Raw genomic sequence first — 21256 nt, 5'->3', positions numbered from 1 at the left:
TTCGTTACCGAGAGAAAGGGGCAACAAATGGCACTCACCGAAGACGAAGAGAGCATGGTGCGCGCGATCATCGCGATTTACAAGACACAAGCGCCGTCTCTCTCAACCGACGTGGCGAGCCGAGCCGCCGCGCTCTTCGCCGCGTGGGACAGCAACGGCCGCGCCTACGCCGAGGGCGAGCGCGTGAGCTATGAGGGCGAGCTTTACACGTGCCTTCAGGCGCACACGTCGCAGACCGATTGGGCACCCACGGCAGCGCCGAGCCTTTGGGCGCAGGTGCTTGAAGCTGGCACGCCCGACACGCCGACAGAGGAAGTGCCCGAATGGGTGCAGCCCGATTCTACGAATCCCTACCCGCTCGGTGCCCGCGTCAAGCACAACGGCAAGGTCTGGGAATCCCTCGTTGCAAACAACGTCTGGGAGCCGGGGGCTGTCGGCACAGAAACCGTCTGGCGAGAGGTGACGGAGGGCTGACGTGGCGGAGAGCGTTTTAGACCATGCAGCGGCCTTCGGTGCCGAATGGTTCTTCGCGTTCCTCGTTGCTATCGGTTTCGGAATACTCGCAAAGCAGTTGCTTAACGAGTACCAGCGCAACAACGAGCGCAAGGCAGAGCTTGAAGAGCGAAACGCGGCGCGGCAGGCAGAACTAGAGCTGAAGCGCGAAGAGCGCAAGCGCGACGAACTCAACGAGCGCGCGCAGCGCGACCGCGAGCGCTCGGAAATGGAAGGCCGCATCGCTGCGCAGATGGAGCGTAGCAACAACATTTCGGAAGGGCTGCAAGCAGCTATGGAATCTCTCAGGGCTTCCACGGCGGCGCTGCACGACGAAATCAGGGAATCGCGCGAGCACTCGCACGACATGGCAAACAAGGTCGATCACATCTACGACCGCGTAGACCTCATCTATGAAAAGGAGAACTGAAATGATTAACTTCACTGCACGAATCAAGAACAAGACGTTCTGGCTTACTCTCATTCCCGCCGTCCTGCTGCTCGTGCAGGTGGTCGCCGCGCCGTTCGGCTACCAGTGGGACTTTGGAGTTCTGAACGAGCAGTTGGCCGCGATCATCAACGCGCTTTTCGCCGTGCTCGCGATTCTTGGCATCGTGACCGACCCGACCACGGCGGGCGTTGGCGATTCCGCGCAAGCGCTCACCTACACCGAGCCGAAGCGCGATGAGTAGGCTAAAGGCTGTCGCCCTCGTGCTTTCCGGCGCGCTCGCGTCAATGCTCTTCTGCGGCTGGCTCATCGTCGGCCATATCGAGAGCGACGCGGGCGCGCTCGCTGAAGCGCACGAAGAGGGCTACGCTGCCGCTGAGGAAGACCGCCTAGCAATCGTTGCCGATAGGCCGATTGCCGAGGGTAACAGCATGCCGATATGGCTTCAGACCGACCCGCAATGGGACTACATACCATATGCGGGCGGCACCATCGGCGACCACGGCTGCGGCCTTACATGCGCCGCTATGGCTGTCAAATACATGACGCTTCAGGACATTACGCCGCTCACGCTCGCATCGTTCGTGGGTGACACGTGCCTTACCGATGGCGTTAACGACCCCGGCAAGTTCTGCGCGTGGATTGCCGAGCATTACCCGGAATACGGCATCGAGAGCACGCCGATTTCTTACGATCTCGCACCCGTCCTTCAAAACGTGTCCGATGGGTGGCTTGCCTTCGCTGGCATGAGCGGAACGCTCGGCGATAGGGACTACGGCGGGCACGTCGTGCTTATCTGGCGCGCCGACGATGACGGCTACTGGATACGCGACCCGGCGAGCGCTGGGAACTCAGCGCGCGCCTTCACGCTCGAAGAGCTAGAGCAGGTCGATTTTCACTACTTCTACTGCATCAGAGGGGGCTTCTATGGCACTCAACGGCATTGATATTTCTAACTACCAGCGCGGGCTTGACCTCGCGCAGGTGCCTTGCGATTTTGTTATCTGCAAGGCGACAGAGGGAACCACCATCGTTCACAACACCTGCGACCCGTGGATTCAGCAGGCTATCAAACTCGGCAAGCTCTGGGGCTTCTATCACTTCATGAACGGAGAAGACCCCATAGCTCAGGCTAAGCACTTCGTCGCAAGCTGCCGTAACTACTTCGGCAACGGCATTCCCGTTCTCGATTATGAGATGTATGGGCGCATCGGAACCGACAAGGCAAAGCAGTTCCTCGATTACGTCTACGATCAGACCGGCGTTCGCTGCATCGTCTATATGAGCCGTAGCGTTTGCACCGAAGAGGATTGGTCGAAGATCGCGCCGAATCACGCGCTCTGGGTTGCGCAGTACGCTAACAACAACCGCACCGGCTACCAGTCTTCGCCGTGGCTTCCCGATGGCGGCTTCGGCGCTTGGGGTAGCTGCGCAATCCACCAGTACACGTCGAATGGCCGTCTCAATGGCTTCAACGCGCCGCTTGATCTCGATATCGCCTATATGACGCGCGAAGCGTGGGGCAAGTTTGCCAACCCGTCCGGCGCGGCAGCGCCCGACGTTCCGCCCGCAGAGGTCGCCGAGCCTTCGCCGGAGGGCACGACGCTTGACCTTGCAGCAGCGGTCATGCGCGGCGAGTATGGCGTTGACGATGAGCGCCGCGAAAAGCTCGGCGACCGTTACCAAGAGGTGCAAGACCTCATCAACTACATTGACGGCGCTTCCGCTTCTCAGCTCGCAGATGATGTGGAACGCGGAATGTTCGGCGTTGTGCCGACGCGCAGCGACGTTCTGGGCGACCGCTTCAGCGAGGTTCAGGCAATCGTCAACCAGAGGGCGGGCGTTGGCGCTGCGCGCGTCTACACCGTCAAGAGCGGAGACACGCTCAGCGAGATTGGCGCTTCGCTCGGTATCGACTGGCACACCATCGCAAGCAAGAACGGCATTGGGGCACCTTATACGATCTACCCCGGCCAGAAGCTTTCTTATTAGTGTTCAAGCGGGGTACCCTGACAAGGGGTGCCCCGCTTTCTGGCGTTAGACGGGCTTACAGCAAGCCGCCCATCTGGTGTTTTGCAAACACCGGAAATTGCTATTTTTGGCACGTGCCAACGACAACAAACCAGTTTTTCGATACTCTAACTATGCAAGTATCAAGCTGGATAGCTGCGCGGTTGGCGGTGCTTGTGGAGTTCGCCGTTTTTCTCATAAGCTCCACCACACGTGATCGCGCCCCCTTCGGATTCCGATGGGGGCGCTCGTTTTTTCAGGCGACAAGGTCAACTCCACCGCTTTGGGAGCGATAAGGCGTCCTTGTTACTTCTTGAGAACGGAACCGAAGTCGAGCGCGCTCTTGATGTCGTCGAACGCACCTTTCAATTCGGCGGCCACGGCTATCCCGTCCTTGTAGATGGCGTTCATGTCGCCAGTGACTTCGGCGACGCCCTCCTTGGTTATGCCGAAATCGAACTCATCGTCGCTGTCCTCATCGTCATCATCTTCAGCGACGTAGAAGTACTCCGCCTCCTCGCCGTCCTCCATGAGGACGAATCCGATACGCTCCCCATCGTCATCCTCGATGTAGCGCACGATAGCATCCTCATCGAGCTCTAACTCAACAAGTTCGTAGCCGTCGTCTTCTTCGGAAGACTCGACGAGCAGCACATCCTCCGTGTCATCAGCTTCGGCATCCTCTGCATTCTCGGCTTCCTCAGCAGCGTCTTGCGCATCCGCCAGCTGGCCTCCCTCAAGATCTTCGATGACGTCAGCCTCTTCTCTATCGCCGATACGGCCTTCGGCGACGCCGGGAGCATCTTCAAGCTCCTCGGCGTCGGCAGCGTCAATGGATCCTTCATCTTCGTACGGCTCACCATCACCGTAAACAGCTACATGCCCGCCAAGATCGTCCGCAAGCGAATCCGCCTCATTTTCATCGACAATGTGAAAGCCCTCCTCGGATAGATCGATGCCCTCCGCCTCCAAAGCCGCAGCTGCGAGGCCGCCGTCGTTGCCCTCATCGTCAACGTCGCCTTCTCCCTCTGGCCCCTCTCCTGCGAAGAAGAAATCGTCGTAGGCTTGCTCAAGGTCTTCCTCGTCGGCCTCAGGCTCGAATTCTTCATCGTCTTGGAACTCGGCAACGTCTTCGATCTCGGACTCTTCGTCTATCTGCTCGGCATCGGTCTGCCGGCCGTCTTCGAGGTCTGTCAGCTCTTCGTCAAGATCCATGATGCCTCCTCATCTCAAGCGCACGAAGCGTCGAGATCGTCGTTTGGAAAGCGCGGTTAACGGCTGCGCTCCTTGAGAGCCCGCTCGATCTCGCGGCGCGAGTCGCGTTCAGCCATGCTCGCACGCTTGTCATAGGTCTTCTTGCCGCGGGCAAGCGCCAACTCCACTTTCACGAGCGCGTTCTCCTTGAAGTACATTTTGGTGGGCACGAGCGCCATACCCCTCTCGCGCGTCTTTTCCTGCAACATTCGTATCTCCTTTTTGTGCAGCAGGAGCTTACGCTTGCGATCGGGATCAACGTTGGCGATGTTTCCCTGTGAAAACGGGGGGATGTGCACGTTGTGTAACCACACTTCCCCTCCGCGGATGATCGCGAAGCAGTCCGTGAGCTGACAGTTGTTCTCGCGCAGCGAGCGAACCTCGGTGCCCGTGAGTTCAATGCCGGCCTCGAAACGCTCCATGAGCTCGTACTCATGGGACGCCTTACGATTCCTCGCTATAGTTTTCGCTTCGCGCTTCATAACTCCCTACTCCACGCCGGTCTCGTCGAATTGAATCTGCGCCGCCGTCTCATGTTCGTCGATCGGAGCGATCCCAGCTCCATCGTCCACGATCGAGTCCTCCATGCCGGGCACGAAGCACGCACTCTTATCGAGATCCTGTGCGAAACGCGCAAGGAGGCGCACCGTAGCTTCCATGTCGTCAAGGCATACCACCTCGGTAGGCGTATGCATGTAGCGCAGCGCCACGGATACAAGGCCCGTGGGTATGCCCGCGCGGGTGATCTGAATTGACCGCGCATCCGTGCCGGTCACGCTCGGTTCAGCCTCGATCTGGTACGGCAGGCCTTCGGCTTCGGCCGCCGTCACGAGACGCTCGAACACCTCGGGGTTGATGTTCGGTCCACGCGCGATCACGGGGCCGCCCCCGCACACGATGTCGCCGTGCTTGGACTTTTCGATACCGGGATAGTCGGTAGCATGCGTTACATCGAAGGCCACCGCCACATCAGGATTCACGCCGTAGGCCGAAGTAATCGCCCCGCGTGTGCCAATCTCCTCCTGCACGGTCGCCGCTGCTATGAAGTCTCCAGGAGCGCGGCCCGCCTCGGCAAGCGTCTCTAAAACGCGGACAGCCACCCATACGCCCGCCTTATCATCGAAAGCACGGGAGACGGCCATGCCTTTCCCGAAGCGCTCGAACCCTACGCCGAAGGTGATGACATCGCCCACCCTCACGAGCTTCTTCACCTGCTTGCCGGGAAGACCAAGATCAATGACCAGCTTGTCTATGGGAGTGACGCTCTTGCGCTCGTCGGGCGCGATGAGATGGATAGGCTTGCGGCCCACGATGCCGCGAAGAGGCTCAAGGGAGTTCGACGCGTGCACGTCAACGCGCAGGCCGGGAAGGATGGCGGCATCCACACCGCCCACGGCAGCAACCGACAAGAAGCCGTCATCCGAGATATACGTAACCATCAGGCCGATCTCGTCCATATGAGCCGCTAGCATGAACGAGGGGCCGTCGCCGCGCCCAGCTAAGCGCGCGTGCACCGAACCCATGACGTCGGTTCGAATCTCATCGGCCGCGCCGGCCAATCGCTCGCGCAGAACCGATGCGACAGCAATCTCGGTGCCGGTCGCGGATGGGGTTTCGAGCAGTCGCTTGAGGAATTTAACCTGCTTTTTCTTCATGTCGCTTCTGAATCCTGTCAATCGTGCGCCCTTCGTCCGACGCGGCCGGCGAAGGCCAAAATCGGACGTTGGAGCGTTTCTGATATCGGGCCTCATTATAGCGCCTTCGCACGAAAGACGGTTCGCCTCTTTCTTCACCGTGCCGAAGCTGTCACCGGAGCATCATGAATCCCTACCACCACTCCTTTTTCTTGGCGCGCTTGCGCTCGGCTTTCGGCGGTCTGAAATCAAGCTCCAGCTGGCCGTCCTGCACCTGCTTGGTCGCACGTTTGCGCTCGACGCGATCTATCGTCCACGACACCGCGTCTTTGCCGTAAAGCTCCAGCATTTTGAGCCGCGCGTCGCGGAGATTGCCTTTCGACCCGGCGCGCGCATCGCTTTCGAACTCGAACAGGCCCGTAGCGCGGGCGTCCGAGGCTGCGGGCGATCGGTAATGTGCGATGTAGGTCTGCATATCCTCTTCCGAATTCCACGAGCAAGGCTGATGCGGCCCATGATACCACGACGATCGGCGCGCGCCCTGCTCGACCGCCGACTCAGAATGCAAGCCGCAAACGCGACGCTTCACGGACGCGCTACGGACGCGCAACAAGGCTCCAACCGGATTGCGACCGGCCGTCGAGGTTTCCTACAATGACAAAAACGTCAGACGAAAGCGAACCCATGGAAACGGAACTGGACCGCAGCGCCCAAGAGCGCCTTATTATCGTATCGAACCGCCTCCCCTATCGCGCGTCGCACGATGCCGAAGGGCATATCACACTCGAACGCAGCGTCGGGGGTCTGGCATCGGGCCTGGGGCCCCTGCATGAGCAGGACGGCAACTTGTGGATAGGGTGGATGGGCGATACGGCAGACTTCGACGAGGCGGAACAGGCCGATGTGGCCGCAAGACTGGCCGCATGCGGTTGCCTACCCGTTCTTCTGGATCCCGCGGATGCCGAAGCATACTACGAAGGGCTTTCGAACTCGGCCCTTTGGCCGCTGTTCCACGGATTCCCGCAGTTCGTTCGTTTCGACGAAGCAGAATGGGAAGCCTACCGCCGCGTCAATGAGCGATTCTGCGACGAGATCGTAGCCGTGGCCCGCCCGGGAGATGTGGTGTGGGTGCAAGACTATCACCTCATGCTCTTACCAACCCTGCTGCGCGCCAAGCTGCCCGATGCGACCATCGGCTTTTTCCTGCATATACCGTTTCCCGACTACGAGACATTCCGTATGCTGCCATGGCGCGAAGATATCGTGCGAGGCGTGTTGGGAGCCGATCTCATAGGGTTCCATGCGTACGACTATGTCCGGCACTTCCTTTCAAGCTGTCGGCGCATAGCAGGCGTAGAGAATACGAGCGGAGCCCTGACAGTGGACGGACGTCTCACCCAGGTCGACGCGTTCCCGCTCGGAATCGACTACGAGCGCTATCGACAGGCGGCCCGCAAACCCGAAGTGCAAAGGGCGGCCGCAGCCTTTGCCGAAGAGAAGGGTCACGAGGGCTGCAAGGTGATGCTGTCGGTGGAGCGCCTGGACTACTCGAAAGGCATCCCGAACCGCCTGCACGCCTTCGACATTTTCCTGGACCGCCATCCCGAATGGGAGGGACGCGTAGTGCTCGTGCTCGTCACCGTGCCCTCACGCGAAAATGTTGCATCGTACCGGGCGCTCAAGAAGCAGATCGACGAGCTGGTTGGCCTCATCAACGGCAAGCATTCCACAATGGACTGGTCCCCGGTGGACTACTACTATCGATCGCTTTCGTTCGATCGACTGGCAAGCCTCTATGCCGTCAGTGACGTCATGCTCGTGACGCCCCTGCGCGACGGGATGAACCTCGTCTGCAAAGAGTACCTTGCCTGCCACGATGGAGGCGGAGGCGTCCTCGTGCTCTCCGAGATGGCCGGAGCATCGTACGAACTGCATGAGGCTTTGCGCGTGAACCCCTTCGACCTGGAAGATGTGGTGGGGGCTATGGAACGGGCGCTTACCATGGGTACCGACGAGCAGCGGCGTCGCAACGCTCCGATGCAGCAGCGACTCGCCCGCTACACATCGGAAAAGTGGGCTCGCGAGTTTTTGGACGCCGCGCATGGCGTGAAACAGAGGCAGGCCGGTATGAGCGCGCGGTTACTGGGCCCGACGACAGCGGTCAGGCTGTTGGATGCGTTCCGCGGATCGGGTCGGCGCGCGCTCATGCTCGACTACGACGGAACGCTCATGCCGTTCTCGGACGATCCGGGACGAGTCGTGCCGGACAGCCGCCTTTTGGAATTGCTCGAGCGACTCTCCTCGGAGGAGACCGATATCGTGGTCGTGTCGGGCAGGGATCGGAACACGCTCGAAACGTGGCTTGGCGCGCTGTCCGTCGATCTTGTGGCCGAGCATGGCGTGTGGTTCCGCAGGAAAGAGGAAGACGCCTGGATGCTCGAAGAACCCTTGAGCGATGGGTGGAAAGAGGCCCTGCGGCCGGTACTTTGCGATTTCGTCGATCGCACGCCGGGATCGCTGCTTGAGGAGAAGGATTTCTCGCTGGTGTGGCATTACCGCACGTGCAGCCAGGAGCTGGCGGAGCGGCGCGTGATAGAAATCAAGAACGCCTTGAGCGACGGGCTGGCCGACCAGGGGCTTGCGCTCATGGATGGAAACAAGGTACTGGAAATAAAACCGCGCGGAGTCGACAAAGGACATGCAGCTCATCGTTGGTTTCGCAATCCGATGTACGACTTTTTGCTGGCGGCCGGAGACGACCGTACCGACGAAGACGTGTTCGAAGCCGCACCGGAAACAGCCTGGACAATCAAAGTAGGAGGAGGCCCCACCCATGCGCGCTACACCCTGAAGGACTGCCGCGAAATGCGTGGACTTCTCGAGGCGTTGGCGGAGGTATAGGGCGAGCAATGCTGGATGCGGACGCGCCATACGTTCGTTTGACAGATGTGACAACTCAGCAGAGCTTAGTGATCGGCATACGCATCAGGGAGCCGTGCATCGGGCGCAGCCGGACGATGAACCCGGCCGAGCGTGCTACCCGTTCTCTGCGAGTTCGTCTCCGGGGCATTCCCCGGGCATGAGGGTGCGGAGCACTTCCTCGAACGGATCGACCGCAGCGCAACGCACGAGACGATCCTTTTGGGGACGCGTCAGACACTTGAAACGGTATTCGGCGCTCATAGCTTCATGCTTGGTTTCGAACCGGGCGCACGCGATGAGCTCGACGGGCGTACGACTACGTGTGTACTTCGCGCCTTTGCCGGCGTTGTGCGCGGCGACGCGCTTCTCGACATCGACCGTATAGCCTGTGTAAAGAGTGCCGTCAGCGCACGACAGCACATACATAAAATACCGTGGCATAGCGGGATCGGCGATGCTCGAATTCTTAAACATCGATCGCTGACCGTCGTCGCTCAATCCGCCGGCGAACCCTCCCCCACAAGGCCCCTCATCAAACATCGCGCTCACCTGACACCTGACAGCACGAATTCCATGAGCGACATGAGTTCCTCCTCGTCCAAGCGTCGCACCAGATCACTTTCTGCTAAGGGCACGAATCCCGCCTGACGGTCATACAGAAGCCCGTCGATGAGGAGCACGGTGCGCATGCCCGTCGAACTGCGAACCGACACGAGCGTTTTCTCGTGCAGACGTACATACGCCTCGCCTTCGATGCCGATCTTCGCATACCACTCAGGCAGATTCCTCACACCTTCATCGACAAGGAAGCGGCGGATCTCTCCGCAGCCGGCCAAGGGAAACGGGGGAAGATCATAGCCTTCGCGACGCGCCCGGTGAAAGACGTATTGCGAAGCATCTCCCACCTCCGCCCGATCGCCTACCGCGATAGCCGCAAACTCCGCTATACGCTGCACGCTCCACCGCTCTCCCGCCGATCGCACGAACGCGACCAACGCCTCGAGCAGTCGAGACGCTGCGGAGCCATCGTCGGGCGATAAGCCATCAGCGTCCACGTCGCCAAGCCTCGGCAGTAAGCCGATACAACGCGGCATCCTGCAGGATACCGTCAGGGGAAGCTTCGACCGCATGCAACACACCTTCGTACTCGAAACCACATTTCTTGATGACGCGAGCCGAACGGTCGTTGAAAGCATAGTGGGTACATGTGATGAGCGAAAGTCCCAGCTCTTCGAAACCGTACCGTATGACTTCCCGAGAAGCCTCCGTCATGTAGCCGTGCCCCCACGCTTGCTTCGCGAGGGCGTAGCCCAGCATGAGGCAATCAACGTTGCGCCGCTGAGGATCTCCGATGAGACCGATCGAGCCGACGCAAGGACCGCACCCACCGTCTGCGACACGCTCGAACACCCCGAATACATGTGGCGCCGAAGCGATTTCCTCGATGAAAAAGCGTGCGTCCTCAAGGGTTCGGTGAGGTGCCCAGCCCGCATCCGGTCCGACGTCGGGATCGCTGCAGTATGCGAACACATCCTGAATGTCATCCTCGACAAATGGGCGCAGCACAAGACGCTCGGTGGAGAGCGTCGGGCATTCGGAGGACGCTTCCGCGAGCAAGGCAGCCGGCATGCCCGGATGCCTTGCAGCGCTGACGGCAAGGCAGACTCGCACTTGTTGCTCATCGAGCACGCGAATACCTTCGCTGCGCAGCAGCCGAGCCGCCACGCCATAGCCCGGAACGAGTCTTCCCGTAAAGGTGCCGTCATAGATGCGGCCGTTGCCGCAGGAGGGGCTTTTCGCCTTGAAGATAGCCAACGTACAGTCCTCTTCACGCACGCGCTCGAGCGTTTTTTGAGCTCCTGCCAAGAAAGCGTCGGTGTTGTCGGCCCCCTCCGCGTCCATCACCCGCAACGCCCGCTCGAACGTGGCTATCTCATTCGGAGGATGCGGTGCGCGAATGCCACCGTCGGTTTCCGGGCAAACAGGAATGAGCACGTGCTCTTCACCAAGAGCCAGCACCTCTTCACACGGCTTCGCAGCCCCATCGTATCGGCACTCCACTCCCAATAAGCATGCGCTCACGGCTATCTTCATCGCGTTAAGACCCGTCCGTTTCCTTGTAATCGTTTGCCATGAGGAGCATTGTACCATCCGCCAAATTCGGGTACATCCTGCGCAACGTTCCATCGCGGTGATGGCTCAGAAGCTCATGCGACACGACATGCCTCCGACATGTCGTTGTGAGGACGTGGGAAGCGCAGGTATGAGTACGAAGATGCTGCTTGCTATCTTGTTTTTCTCCTTTCTCGTTGATTTTCTCGCCTTGTTTTCAATCAGCACTCACCGTATGGGGAGTGACGCTTATCGAGCGCCGTGAGCTCCACGGTACTCGCATTTCAACCCGCACTCCCCGTGTGGGGAGTGATGGAGCTTCGCTGACTCAAGATCGCGGTGCTCGATATTTCAACCCGCACTCCCCGTGTGGGGAGTGGCCCACCGAGGCAGCATGAGGGCGCGCGCCGACGTATTTCAACCCGCACTCCCCGTGTAGGGAGTGACTAGGCACCGTTAAGCGCCTTTACCTTCTGTTGCAATTTCAACCCGCACTCCCCGTGTGGGGAGTGACTCGCGCTCATAGCTCCCACCCCGCTCCGACTCCATTTCAACCCGCACTCCCCGTGTGGGGAGTAACGGCGGATGCACGATGACCCCTGAAGGTGCGACCAATTTCAACCCGCACTCCCCGTGTGGGGAGTGACGTCATAAAGTCGGCATTGGACGCGGGATCGATGAGATTTCAACCCGCACTCCCCGTGTGGGGAGTGACGATGTTCGTATGGATGATCGCCATGCTCCGTAACGAATTTCAACCCGCACTCCCCGTGTGGGGAGTGACCTCCCTTATGCGTCCTGCGATGTCTCTGAGATAGATTTCAACCCGCACTCCCCGTGTGGGGAGTGACATCGTCCTGGCGTCCAGCTCGCGCTGGCGGCGCAATTTCAACCCGCACTCCCCGTGTGGGGAGTGACATCCGCAGAAGACTGCTATCAAGGTGACATCCTTCGAATTTCAACCCGCACTCCCCGTGTGGGAAGTGACTCGCTTCCTCGCCGATCTTCACGTGCCCGCCCTTATTTCAACCCGCACTCCCCGTGTGGGAAGTGACGATACGGGGTGAAATCCCCAGTTAGGAGCAATCATATTTCAACCCGCACTCCCCGTGTGGGAAGTGACGATGGGTTCATCGCGCGTGCGAGAGTGCAGATCTATTTCAACCCGCACTCCCCGTGTGGGGAGTGACTGCAAGCTGGTTCAACGGCGAGGGTCTTTATTGATTTCAACCCGCACTCCCCGTGTGGGGAGTGACATTAGGAGGTTTAGATGCTTTCATTTGCTGATAAAATTTCAACCCGCACTCCCCGTGTGGGGAGTGACCGCAACATTTTGTGCTAGCGCTCCGTCCGCATCGACATCTAGCACATAACAATCAGAAGAATCGAAAACTGACCCAAGACAGCTTGCCCGCCCCTCCGAAATCGGTGCGAACCTTCCTCGTGACGTCTGCGAGCCTCATGTTCGCACCAGTCATTATAAAGCCAAGAACCCTTCGGCTTCGTAGCTCGGCATCGCACCAATGTGCTCCACCTTCGTTTGATATTTATTCCCTAGGTAATAGAAGCGCAAGCTGTCTTTATCGGGATCGATCAAATCAACAAGCTCGCCTTTGATTTTGACCATCGTCGCCGCATCGGCCACACATTCGAACACCGAGTTCTGAACGCGCTGTCCATAGTTCACGCAGTGCCGAGCCACTTTTCGCAAGCGTCGCCGGCCTTCAGGATCCTCCGTGTTCACGTCGTACGTAATCACCGTCAGCATGGCATGCACCTCACTTCCACATAAAGGAAGGATACCCGTCCAAATCGCCTCGCACGCAACGGGCGAGCAACAAAGCCTGAACATGGGGCACGAGTCCGCGAGGCATTTTTTCCTTCAGGAACGGATGCGTGATGGTTTCCTTCTTCCGCTCCTGCCACGCGCCGAACAGAATCCTTCTCCCCTCGTCGGTCAGGCGAACCTCGCCCGATTCCCGCTGCTCGAACGCCGAAGAATCCACTATCCGGTTGTTTACGGCCGAGAGAACGAACCGGTCGACGAACACCGGCCGCAGCTCCTCCATCAAGTCCAGAGCAAGGGAACGCCGTCCTGGCCTATCCGCATGCATGAAGCCAACAAAAGGATCGAGGCCCACACCTTCGAGTGCGGACGCACAGTCGAAGGCTAGTACCGTGTAGAACAGCGACAACAGAGCGTTCATCGCATCGGTAGGCGGTCGCCGCACCCTGCCGCTGAAGCGAAACGTCTCTTTGTCCCTCAGCACCAATTGATCGAAAACACCAAAATACTCCGCCGCCGCATCGCCCTCGATACCGCGCAAGGAATCCATCGTCTCGCAACTCGTCACGCTACGAAGGGAGGCGCCAAGCTTCGTTGAAGCCGCTTTCACCGCCTCTGCATCGATGCGCAACGCGTGATCGCGCACGGCCCGCTCGAGGACCCAGCGACCGTTGTATAGCTTGCCGATGATGAAGTTGCGCGCTACGGTCAAGCTCTTGCCCTCGTCCTCCGACCATGCGTACTGCGTTTTCCTCAGCAGCACATTGCCGCGCTGCTCGCCGTGCACGCCCGCAAGGAAGCGGCCTTTCCGACCGAAGAACGAGAGCGCCACTCCGCGTTCGGCACAGGCGCCCATGAGGCCTGGGCTGGCACCTCGATACGAGAAGCACAGAATGCCCTCAAGAGTGTGCAGCGGCACACGCCCGAGCTCCGACCCATCCTTGCGAACAACGACGTTCTCGCCGTCAAGCGTCAGGTACGCATCCTCAGTGAACACATACAGGGTATTGAGCAGATGCCTCATAGCGCCTCCTCGGCCAGCCGCTTCGCCACGAACTCCCCAACCGTAGCCCGGTTGATCGCGTGAGGCAGGCAAATATCGCACAGCGAGCACGACCTGCACGCCGCGAACGGCTTCACCTTCGGCGTGCGCCGGCGCCTGTACAGATCGTGCATCTCCTCAGCCATTGATACCACCGCTGCGCGCAACGCCCCGTCGATCGGCACGCGCTCGCGCGAGCGCGTCTCGCCGTAGAACAGGCACCCCTCGGGCACATCGGCGCCAAGCATCTCCTCCAGGCACAGCGCCTGAGCGCACAACTGCAACCTATCGGCGTCGCTCACCTTGCTGCGACCGCGCTTGTACTCCACGGGTACAGCGCGCCAAAGGCCATCCTCCCCCGCGAGAGGATGGCCGCCCGAATCCTTGCGAAACTCGATGACATCGCACTTCCCCGACAGGCCGAGCGTCCGCGAATGCACCGCCAAACCGCGAACGACGATGGTGTCTCCCCGCCGTTCGCGCAGCTCCTCGTCATGGGCCCGTCGGTGCATGAACTCGCCCTCCGCCGTTAGCACGTTGTCATCCCACGCCTGCTCGATGTGGATGAGCGCCTACTGCCGACGGCAGAACGCGAAGTGCTGGATGCCGGACAGCGCGAGGAACTCGTCCTCGTCGTACACCGTCTACACCATCCTCAGGACCGTGACCCCCTCGGGAACCACGCTCTCGTCGACCGTGATGTCCTCGTAGTCGTCGATCGAGCGCGGAGCCTCCACGCCTTTCTTCTTCTTGGTGGACACGGCATCGAACAGCTTGTACGACGGAGCGTTGCCCAGCTCGCCATCGTGCTTGAATACCACGAGCGCCCTCACCGCCATCTTGCCGCGTGCTGCCGAGTGGTCGTGCTCGAACATGTTGACGATAGCTTCCCACAGAAGCGCAAGGTCATCCTCCGAGAAGCCGGTCGACTTGCGCGCCAGGTTCGCCGAAACGTAGCCCTCACCGCGGTAGAGCGCGTAGGGCACCACGTACTTGCGGCCCATCTCGGTGCCCTTCTTCTCGGCGTCCGCCTCGGTCGTGATGGCCACACGCGTAATGGTGACCTCCTGGGGGATGATGGGATCGACGCTGCGCGCAAAGGTCAGCTGCACCGGCCCGCGCACCTGCCCGCAGTTGAGGGCGCCTTTCACGAACGTGGTCATCACCGCGCCGAACGTGCGCACGTCGTAGAATGTGCCGCACATGAAGTCGCGAATTTTCTCATCGAGGCTGGGGTCGTCCTTCTTGAGCTTCTTGATATTCTTCGCATCGACGCCGAGTGCTTCGAAGGCGCGGTTGTCGCTCGTGTTGAGCGCGACACCGTCCTTGATGTAGATGTCGAAGCCTGGTTCGTCTTCCTTCACCGTCTCCACGTAATTGCGGATCTTGCGCTTCAAGCACACGTCGGTCACGATGCCGTACCCGGTTTCCGGGTCGATGCGCGGCATGTTGCCCGCATCGGGGTCTCCGTTGGGGTTTCCGTTCTCAACATCGAAGTATACAACGAAATCGTAACGGTTCTTAATGGGGTCTCTCATGGCTATGCCTCCTGCATCCGGTCGGATTCGGTATCGCGCTTCTCGTAGCGTTTTTGGTTCTGATGGTAGTATCCCAAGATGAAATCGCCCTGCTCCTCGAGCGAGAGCCGCTTGGGGAACGCGTCAAGCTTGTCGAGCAGCTCCCCGCGCATCTTCTCGTAATGGACGGCAAGCCCCTTGCTGTCCCGTGCGAGCTTGGCAAGATGCTTGTCGCACAGACCGATCACGATCGGGAAGATCACGCTCGGCGTGGCACTGGCCGAATCGTAGTACTTGTTCTTGATGGTCGAATTCAAGCCAGGGCTTGCGGCTTCCTGGATGCTCTCGAGCACCGAGAACAGCCTCCCCAGCACATAGGGGGCGTCGGAACGCTCTTCGTTCAGTCCCACCGTGACCTCCTCCTCGTTTCGTTTGCAATTCCTTATCAGGTACGCCTTGATGATGGCCGCCCGCCCGCGCGTCACCTTGTGCGTGCGGCGCTCATCGTCGTCCTGCGAAGCCCGCACGCGCAGTATCGTCTGCTCGAACAGGGCTTCGGGGTAGCGCTGGTCTCCCAGGATGGAGCGAAGGAGGGCGCCGCCGAGCAGCGACGTGGCGGCCGGCTGCTTCGCATTCGGATTCTCGGTCTCGGCCAGCAAGCGGTACGGCACGAGGTACTTCTTCTCGTAGGGAGCGCGCACGATGTCGAGCCGCTCGTAGTGCCGGTACAGGTTGTTGAGCATGGCACCGAACGTATCGCGTTGGAAAAAGCGCACCGACAGCCGGGCGGCGTTCGGAGCAAGCCCGAGCACGTAGAAGTTCGCATGAGGATCGACCTCCGCGATCGGCAGTCCCTTGGCAAGCCTCTGCATCACCGCGTCGATGGCGCGGTCCGGGTCGCCTTTGCCGCCTTTTCTACCTTCAGCATCGCCGTCTCCGGTTTGAGGATTCAAAAAGTCGGACATGATGTCGACGCAGGCTTGGTCGTGCTTGTCGGCCCAGTACACCACCGTCGTGTCACCTACCCTCATATGATGCTTGCGATCGGAAAGCAGGTAGTTGAGCGCCGTCGAATAAGCGAACGCGGCATACTCGCTCACCGGCGCGTTGAGGCCCTGCTCTTCGTCGTGCCCGTAAGATTCGAACGCTCGCGCGTTGAAACCGACAAGCGAAGCTCCCATAGCTTGCGCGCCCACGACGCCCTTGATGGCAGGATGCAGCCGAGCAATGGGAGCGTTGTCGCCGGACACGAGGCAGGTCATGACGGCAGCGTCTTCCGAAGGCTCCCTGCACGCCTTCTCCCAAGCCGAGCAGATGGCGGGATCGTCGAGCGCGTTCTTCCCGCCAACCCGGAAGACGAGGTTACCGCCCGCGAGCAAGGCCTCACCCGCATCGGCGACGGCTGCATGCTCGAGCGCCTCTTCAGGATCCCATGTCTCGAAGAAACGCCTGATCGCCGTAGCTGCAGGAGACTCGAGCTCTCGTAAGAAGGCCAGATGGCGCTCCTTCGCCGCCTCGAAGCACTGCCGAGCACGCTCGGGCTTGCCCTTGGAGTCGATACCGAGCAGGTAGGTCGCGTTATCACACAGCAGGTTCGCCGCTACGCCAACCGTGCGTTTCACCTGTTCGGGAACCATCATCGCCCAACCGCGCTTCTCCACAGCCGGAATGACGTTGACCAGTTCGCCATCGGGCGTCAGCTCGAGCATGAACGCCACCTGGCGCGAGCACCACCCGACCCGGGCGATCTTTTCGGGACGCTCCGCGGCGAGCTGCTCGTAAAAACCAACCAACGCTTGGAGAATCATCGGAACACCTCGCTTCCCGCCACGTCGATCACGCCGCCGCGCATGACCGCACGGAAGAACATCGGCGTGATGTTCTTCGGGTCGCTGTAATCCATGTCGTACAACATGAGGCCGAGATCCTTCTCGCCGTCCGACGCATAGCAGCCCTGGGGCGATTGCGGCCCCTCCCACGCTTTGAAATGCGCCGGAAACTCGCGCGTTCCGAAATAGGGCATCGAGTAGCACTGGCCCCGTTCGAGCCTTCGTCTGATGATATCCTTGAACTTACCAGGGTTGTCCTCGGGCATCGCCTTGTCGGTGAGATCAAAGTGCGCCTCTATCACGTAACGGACGTTGATGAGGATGAGCGACGCTCTCTGCTGGATATCGTCTTTCGTATTGATATAGGGAAGCTTGCCGCCCCCGGTCACCGCCGTGCGCATGGTGCTGGCGAGCGCCTTCGATTTCACCTCGTTGCGACGCACGTTCGTGAATTGGATGGGATTGAGCACGTGGATGCGGTCGATGCTATAGCGCATGCCCGGGTGCCAGTAGATGCTTTCGAGCAGCCCTCTTGCGGCGCTGGGGGTCATCGCGTCGTACGACACGCGCTCCACCGAAAGCTCCGGACGCGTGAACAGCGCCCGATCGCCCCACACCTCAACTTGAATGCCGTAAGCCATAGGACACCTCCTTCCTCTGCTTTCTCATAGTCCTTCGCTTGCTTTCGACGTACGCGATTCTTGACGCTATATCGTTATCAAGGTGCTCATATATGCAGCATAGCAGCCGATCACGCTTTGCAAGAGACGATTACGGTACAGGTTTGGAATACTTTTCAGAGGAACAGACCCTTCCCTCCCGCATCCGATGCGTCGAGTCCCGTGTCCTCGCGATACAGGCTCGGATCGACCAGCTCGTAGGTATCCCCGTCCAACAGCCTGACGGCGCCTGCGCGCTGCAGCACTTTGAGGTCGTTGTCGTACAAGCCCACCGAATAACGCGCCACGCGGCGCATCGACCCTCGCGTGCCCGTCCCTGCGCGGAGGTCGCGAAGCTCCTGGTATATCGCAGGGTCGGGAACGATGACGGAATGGGACCCGTCCTCGATCATGCGGAAGCGGCCGGCGGCATCCTTGAAGGGGATGAGGGGGATCGGCCTGTCCTTATGGAACTCCGCTCGATCGATCTCCGTAAGGTCCCCGAGTACCCCTTCGGCATCGAGCCGGTCGGCGCGCAGCTCGTGCAGCTGATCGAAATACGATGCGATCGCCTCAAGCGAGCCGATGTCGCACGGGACACCCTCGCTTTCGGCCCCAGCGTTCTCAAGGCTGACGCCTATCCCGAGCAGTATGGACCGGGCGATCGAGCGCTTCTGGGCGGTGTCGTTCGGAACACCGTATGACGTTTTCGGATCGAACAGATACACGATGCTCTCGCAGGCAGGGCGTTTCCCTTCGCGGTTGCACCGGCCAGCACACTGCACCATGCTGTCCACGCCGGCGAGCGCGCGGTACACGACCGGAAAATCGACGTCGACGCCGGCCTCGATCAAGCTCGTGGCGATTACCCTGCAAGCCTTCCCCGCGGCCAGCCGACGACGGATTGCAGCGAGCGCCCTTTCCCGATGCGCCGGATGCATGAGCGTCGACAGATGGTAGACGCCTCCGTCGTCGCCCAGCTCCCTGCGCGCCGAATCGTACAGGGCCTTCGCCTGCTTGCGGCTGTTGACGACGCATAGCGCCTGCTTGTGCGATGCTAACCTGTCGGCGAGCGCCTCGTCTTCGATCTTTCCGACGAAGCGGTACTCCGTTCGACGCAAACGCTCGTACAGGGCTTGCGGCTCATGAGCGATCTCGCGCACCGGACATCCGTACGAGGCGAACATCTCGCCGAGTGACGGCTGGGTCGCCGTGCACAGCACCACCGTGCATCCGTAACGGTGGACCAGCTCGGCCAATGCCCGCACGCAGGGTAGCAGCTGCTTCGTCGGGAGCATCTGCGCTTCATCAAGTACGATCACACTATTCGCGATATTGTGCAGCTTGCGGCAACGCGACGTCTTGTTGGCATACAGCGATTCGAAGAGTTGGACGTTGGTCGTGACCACGATGGGCGCGTCCCAGTTCTCCGTCGCGAGGCGCAGCATTCCGCCGTCCTCGCCCGCATTGTCGAAGTCGAAGTTGCCATGATGCTCGAGCACGTTGTTCGCGCCGACCACTTCACGAAACACCTCGGCGTTCTGCTCGATGATCGACGTGAAGGGCACCGCGTAGATGACGCGCCGCATGTCGTGGCCCTCGGCGAGGGCATGGCGCAGAGCGAAACGCAGCGACGCGTACGTCTTCCCGCCGCCGGTGGGAACCGTGAGTGAGAAAACGCCCGGAGCATCCGATGCCGCTTCGGCGCATGCATCCAAAATGGCACAACGCGTTTTGTTGAGCTCGCCTCGAGGAGGGTAAAACGATTGGACCTTGCGTTCAAGACGCTCGTTTAACACCTCGAGCGGATCGGTGGCCATAAGCTCGCGCGGCGACCCCGCCATGAAGCACTCCGTGCTGAGAAAGTCGGCATCGACCAGACACGAGAACACCATGCGCGTCAGGAAGGCGAGCGAGAAGGGATCAAAGTGGGTCATGTTGTCGAAAACGACTGATTCCGCTTTGGGCAGCTCGATCTCGCGTGCATAAGCGCGATAGTTGGGAAGCTCGTGATGTTCCGCTTTGCGCAAGCGTCCTATCAGCGTCGGGCCTTCGAGTTCGGCGAGCGAGCCGCCGTCGGGCAAACCGCCGTGGTGACCGGCGACACAAAAAGAGAGCGGGAGCAATCCAGCCTGCTCGTAGAGTTCGTAGGCCCCTGCCGTGGAGTGGTCGACCTTGTGTCCCTCGCGGAGGATGCGGTTCTGGAACTCCGCAGAGTACTTTCCGATATCGTGGGCCATACCCGCCAGGTACGCCCACTTCTCAGCTCCGAACGGGCGCGCGAACTCCGCCGCCATCTCGGCCACCTCGCGCAAATGGTCGACCACTCTTTCGATGCGTCCGTCCTCGGAAACATGGGAGACGTACATGTTCAAGCCTCCTGTTCAACTTATCGAGTGGGTCAAGTCTGAAAATCGGCAATATGTCAATGCCTCATACTTGCAGCAATGCGCCAGAAATAAGCTGCTATAATGAAATCTTCGGTGAAGACGAAGGCTACCACCTCCGTCTTCACCACTTCTGATTAGCTGGTTCGGAGAAGATTCGTGAATTCTTGAATGAGGAAAACAATCTCTCTGACCAGCTTTACCAGCCTTTCCGCAAATCCTACCAGCTTTTCCATTCCGCCTCCTTTCTCGGCAGGTTCACGGCAAGTCGCAATAGCCTGTTACAAAAGATATGCGACCTTGATTCTTATCGTAACATATCAATAAATAGAATTCAATGAGTTGTTAGAAGGACACAGCCGGCTGATGCCGGCTGTATCCTTCTAACATCCTTGTACAACTCATTGTTTCAATCCACGCGTTTCACGCGACATGAACATTCTAATTCAATGAGTTGTAAAATAAATTCTTCTTGATTCTGCATGGCTCGATCCATGGAAACCAACACATATCGGCTACAATACCCCCATGCTCCTTATCGACGACATACGCGCTTACCGGGCCTTCAACGAGCAGGAGGCTGCGGACCGCGCGGTCATCCTGCGGCAGCTGGAGTGCGACCCACACGTGTTCGACCGCGACTCGCTCGCGCACATGACGTGCTCGATCTGGACGGTCGACCCCACCGCTACCAGGACGCTCATGGTGTTCCACACCACGTACGGCTCGTGGAGCTGGATCGGCGGGCACGCCGACGGCGAGCGCGACCTGGCACAAGTTGCGCTGCGCGAGCTGGAGGAGGAAACGGGTGTCATCAACGCGCGGATCGTGCCGTGCGGGCCAGGGAACATCTTTTCGCTCGAGGTGCTCACCGTGGACGGACACGATAAGCGCGGGCGGTACGTGAGCTCGCATCTGCATCTCAATGTGACGTACCTGGCCGTGGCCTCGCCGGACGAGCCGCTGCGCATCAAGCCGGACGAGAACAGCGGCGTGCGCTGGTTCGATCTCAACGACGCGCTCGATGCATCAACCGAGCCATGGATTCGCAATCGCGTCTATCGCAAGCTCCTCGACAAGCTGCGCGCCGCCAACTCCTTCTAAGCACAGCCATCGAGCGCCGATCACAACGTGACGCCGCGCGAAGGCACCCTGCCGAAGGGC

General features: G+C 60.0%; 21 protein-coding genes and 1 CRISPR repeat array. Of the genes, 7 read left to right on the top strand and 14 right to left on the bottom strand.

Annotated elements, in window-relative coordinates:
* Positions 1-27: 27 nt before the first annotated feature.
* The 5 genes from ABGT83_RS01595 to ABGT83_RS01575 are packed head-to-tail and all read left to right on the top strand — an operon-like array spanning position 28 to position 2932.
* On the top strand, positions 28-474 hold the full coding sequence (locus ABGT83_RS01595; RefSeq protein WP_087193581.1) for a carbohydrate-binding protein: 447 nt from the start codon (positions 28-30) through the stop codon (positions 472-474).
* 1 nt (position 475) lies between these two features.
* Entirely contained in the window at positions 476-922 is a 447-nt protein-coding gene (locus ABGT83_RS01590) for a hypothetical protein (RefSeq protein WP_087193580.1), read from the top strand.
* 1 nt (position 923) lies between these two features.
* Complete coding sequence (locus ABGT83_RS01585; protein ID WP_087193579.1) at positions 924-1184, top strand: phage holin; 261 nt, start codon at positions 924-926, stop codon at positions 1182-1184.
* A complete protein-coding gene (locus ABGT83_RS01580) occupies positions 1177-1887 on the top strand; it encodes a C39 family peptidase (RefSeq protein ID WP_140396443.1) in 711 nt (236 codons plus the stop codon). Before ABGT83_RS01585 ends, ABGT83_RS01580 begins: the two co-directional genes overlap by 8 nt.
* Positions 1868-2932 (top strand): LysM peptidoglycan-binding domain-containing protein, encoded by a 1065-nt coding sequence (locus ABGT83_RS01575; RefSeq protein ID WP_087193577.1) that lies wholly within the window; start codon positions 1868-1870, stop codon positions 2930-2932. The genes ABGT83_RS01580 and ABGT83_RS01575 overlap by 20 nt, the downstream gene beginning before the upstream one ends.
* Positions 2933-3256: 324 nt before the next feature.
* On the opposite strand, the gene ABGT83_RS01570 is transcribed toward ABGT83_RS01575, so the two are convergent.
* From ABGT83_RS01570 to ABGT83_RS01555, 4 genes are all read right to left on the bottom strand, one after another.
* Positions 3257-4165, bottom strand: coding sequence for a hypothetical protein (locus ABGT83_RS01570; RefSeq protein ID WP_346685644.1), 909 nt, complete (start codon positions 4163-4165; stop codon positions 3257-3259).
* 56 nt (positions 4166-4221) lie between these two features.
* Positions 4222-4686, bottom strand: coding sequence for an SsrA-binding protein SmpB (smpB, locus tag ABGT83_RS01565; protein ID WP_346685643.1), 465 nt, complete (start codon positions 4684-4686; stop codon positions 4222-4224).
* Between the two features lie 6 nt (positions 4687-4692).
* Positions 4693-5859 carry a M42 family metallopeptidase gene (locus ABGT83_RS01560; RefSeq protein WP_103265253.1) on the bottom strand — a complete coding sequence of 389 codons (1167 nt, stop codon included), beginning with the start codon at positions 5857-5859 and terminating at the stop codon, positions 4693-4695.
* A 172-nt stretch (positions 5860-6031) separates the two neighbouring features.
* On the bottom strand, positions 6032-6313 hold the full coding sequence (locus tag ABGT83_RS01555) for a hypothetical protein (protein WP_103265254.1): 282 nt from the start codon (positions 6311-6313) through the stop codon (positions 6032-6034).
* Positions 6314-6522: 209 nt separating this feature from the next.
* Here ABGT83_RS01555 and ABGT83_RS01550 point away from each other — a divergent pair, with 209 nt between their 5' ends.
* A complete protein-coding gene (locus ABGT83_RS01550; protein WP_346685642.1) occupies positions 6523-8739 on the top strand; it encodes a bifunctional alpha,alpha-trehalose-phosphate synthase (UDP-forming)/trehalose-phosphatase in 2217 nt (738 codons plus the stop codon).
* A gap of 135 nt (positions 8740-8874) precedes the next feature.
* On the opposite strand, the gene ABGT83_RS01545 is transcribed toward ABGT83_RS01550, so the two are convergent.
* From ABGT83_RS01545 to cas3, 10 genes are all read right to left on the bottom strand, one after another.
* A complete protein-coding gene (locus ABGT83_RS01545) occupies positions 8875-9234 on the bottom strand; it encodes a GIY-YIG nuclease family protein (RefSeq protein WP_239926518.1) in 360 nt (119 codons plus the stop codon).
* A 71-nt stretch (positions 9235-9305) separates the two neighbouring features.
* On the bottom strand, positions 9306-9815 hold the full coding sequence (locus tag ABGT83_RS01540; protein ID WP_103265256.1) for a hypothetical protein: 510 nt from the start codon (positions 9813-9815) through the stop codon (positions 9306-9308).
* Positions 9805-10842: a GNAT family N-acetyltransferase gene (locus tag ABGT83_RS01535; protein ID WP_346685641.1), complete on the bottom strand. Its 1038-nt coding sequence runs from the start codon at positions 10840-10842 to the stop codon at positions 9805-9807. Before ABGT83_RS01535 ends, ABGT83_RS01540 begins: the two co-directional genes overlap by 11 nt.
* 244 nt (positions 10843-11086) lie before the next feature.
* Positions 11087-12196: a CRISPR direct-repeat array (repeat unit 33 nt; unit sequence ATTTCAACCCGCACTCCCCGTGTGGGGAGTGAC).
* Between the two features lie 153 nt (positions 12197-12349).
* On the bottom strand, positions 12350-12640 hold the full coding sequence (gene cas2 / locus ABGT83_RS01530) for a CRISPR-associated endonuclease Cas2 (RefSeq protein ID WP_346685640.1): 291 nt from the start codon (positions 12638-12640) through the stop codon (positions 12350-12352).
* A 10-nt stretch (positions 12641-12650) separates the two neighbouring features.
* Complete coding sequence (cas1c, locus tag ABGT83_RS01525; RefSeq protein ID WP_346685639.1) at positions 12651-13682, bottom strand: type I-C CRISPR-associated endonuclease Cas1c; 1032 nt, start codon at positions 13680-13682, stop codon at positions 12651-12653.
* On the bottom strand, positions 13679-14260 hold the full coding sequence (cas4, locus tag ABGT83_RS01520; RefSeq protein ID WP_346685917.1) for a CRISPR-associated protein Cas4: 582 nt from the start codon (positions 14258-14260) through the stop codon (positions 13679-13681). Before cas4 ends, cas1c begins: the two co-directional genes overlap by 4 nt.
* 84 nt (positions 14261-14344) lie before the next feature.
* Positions 14345-15238, bottom strand: a complete 894-nt coding sequence (cas7c, locus tag ABGT83_RS01515; protein ID WP_346685638.1) for a type I-C CRISPR-associated protein Cas7/Csd2 — start codon at positions 15236-15238, stop codon at positions 14345-14347.
* Positions 15239-15240: 2 nt separating this feature from the next.
* The gene (gene cas8c, locus ABGT83_RS01510) at positions 15241-17025 is read right to left on the bottom strand and encodes a type I-C CRISPR-associated protein Cas8c/Csd1 (protein WP_346685637.1); all 1785 of its coding nucleotides are present in this window, start codon (positions 17023-17025) and stop codon (positions 15241-15243) included.
* Positions 17022-17687 (bottom strand): type I-C CRISPR-associated protein Cas5c, encoded by a 666-nt coding sequence (cas5c, locus tag ABGT83_RS01505; protein ID WP_103265262.1) that lies wholly within the window; start codon positions 17685-17687, stop codon positions 17022-17024. The genes cas8c and cas5c overlap by 4 nt, the downstream gene beginning before the upstream one ends.
* A 155-nt stretch (positions 17688-17842) precedes the next feature.
* Positions 17843-20074, bottom strand: a complete 2232-nt coding sequence (gene cas3, locus ABGT83_RS01500; protein WP_346685636.1) for a CRISPR-associated helicase Cas3' — start codon at positions 20072-20074, stop codon at positions 17843-17845.
* Between the two features lie 546 nt (positions 20075-20620).
* On the opposite strand from cas3, the gene ABGT83_RS01495 reads away from it, so the two are divergent.
* The gene (locus ABGT83_RS01495) at positions 20621-21196 is read left to right on the top strand and encodes an NUDIX hydrolase (RefSeq protein WP_346685635.1); all 576 of its coding nucleotides are present in this window, start codon (positions 20621-20623) and stop codon (positions 21194-21196) included.
* Positions 21197-21256: the final 60 nt, after the last annotated feature.

Origin of the sequence: Enteroscipio rubneri, from assembly GCF_963929405.1 — a bacterium.
Taxonomy (GTDB): Bacteria; Actinomycetota; Coriobacteriia; order Coriobacteriales; family Eggerthellaceae; genus Enteroscipio; species Enteroscipio rubneri.
Note: the sequence above shows the minus strand (reverse complement) of the source record. Positions and strands in the feature narration are given on the sequence as shown.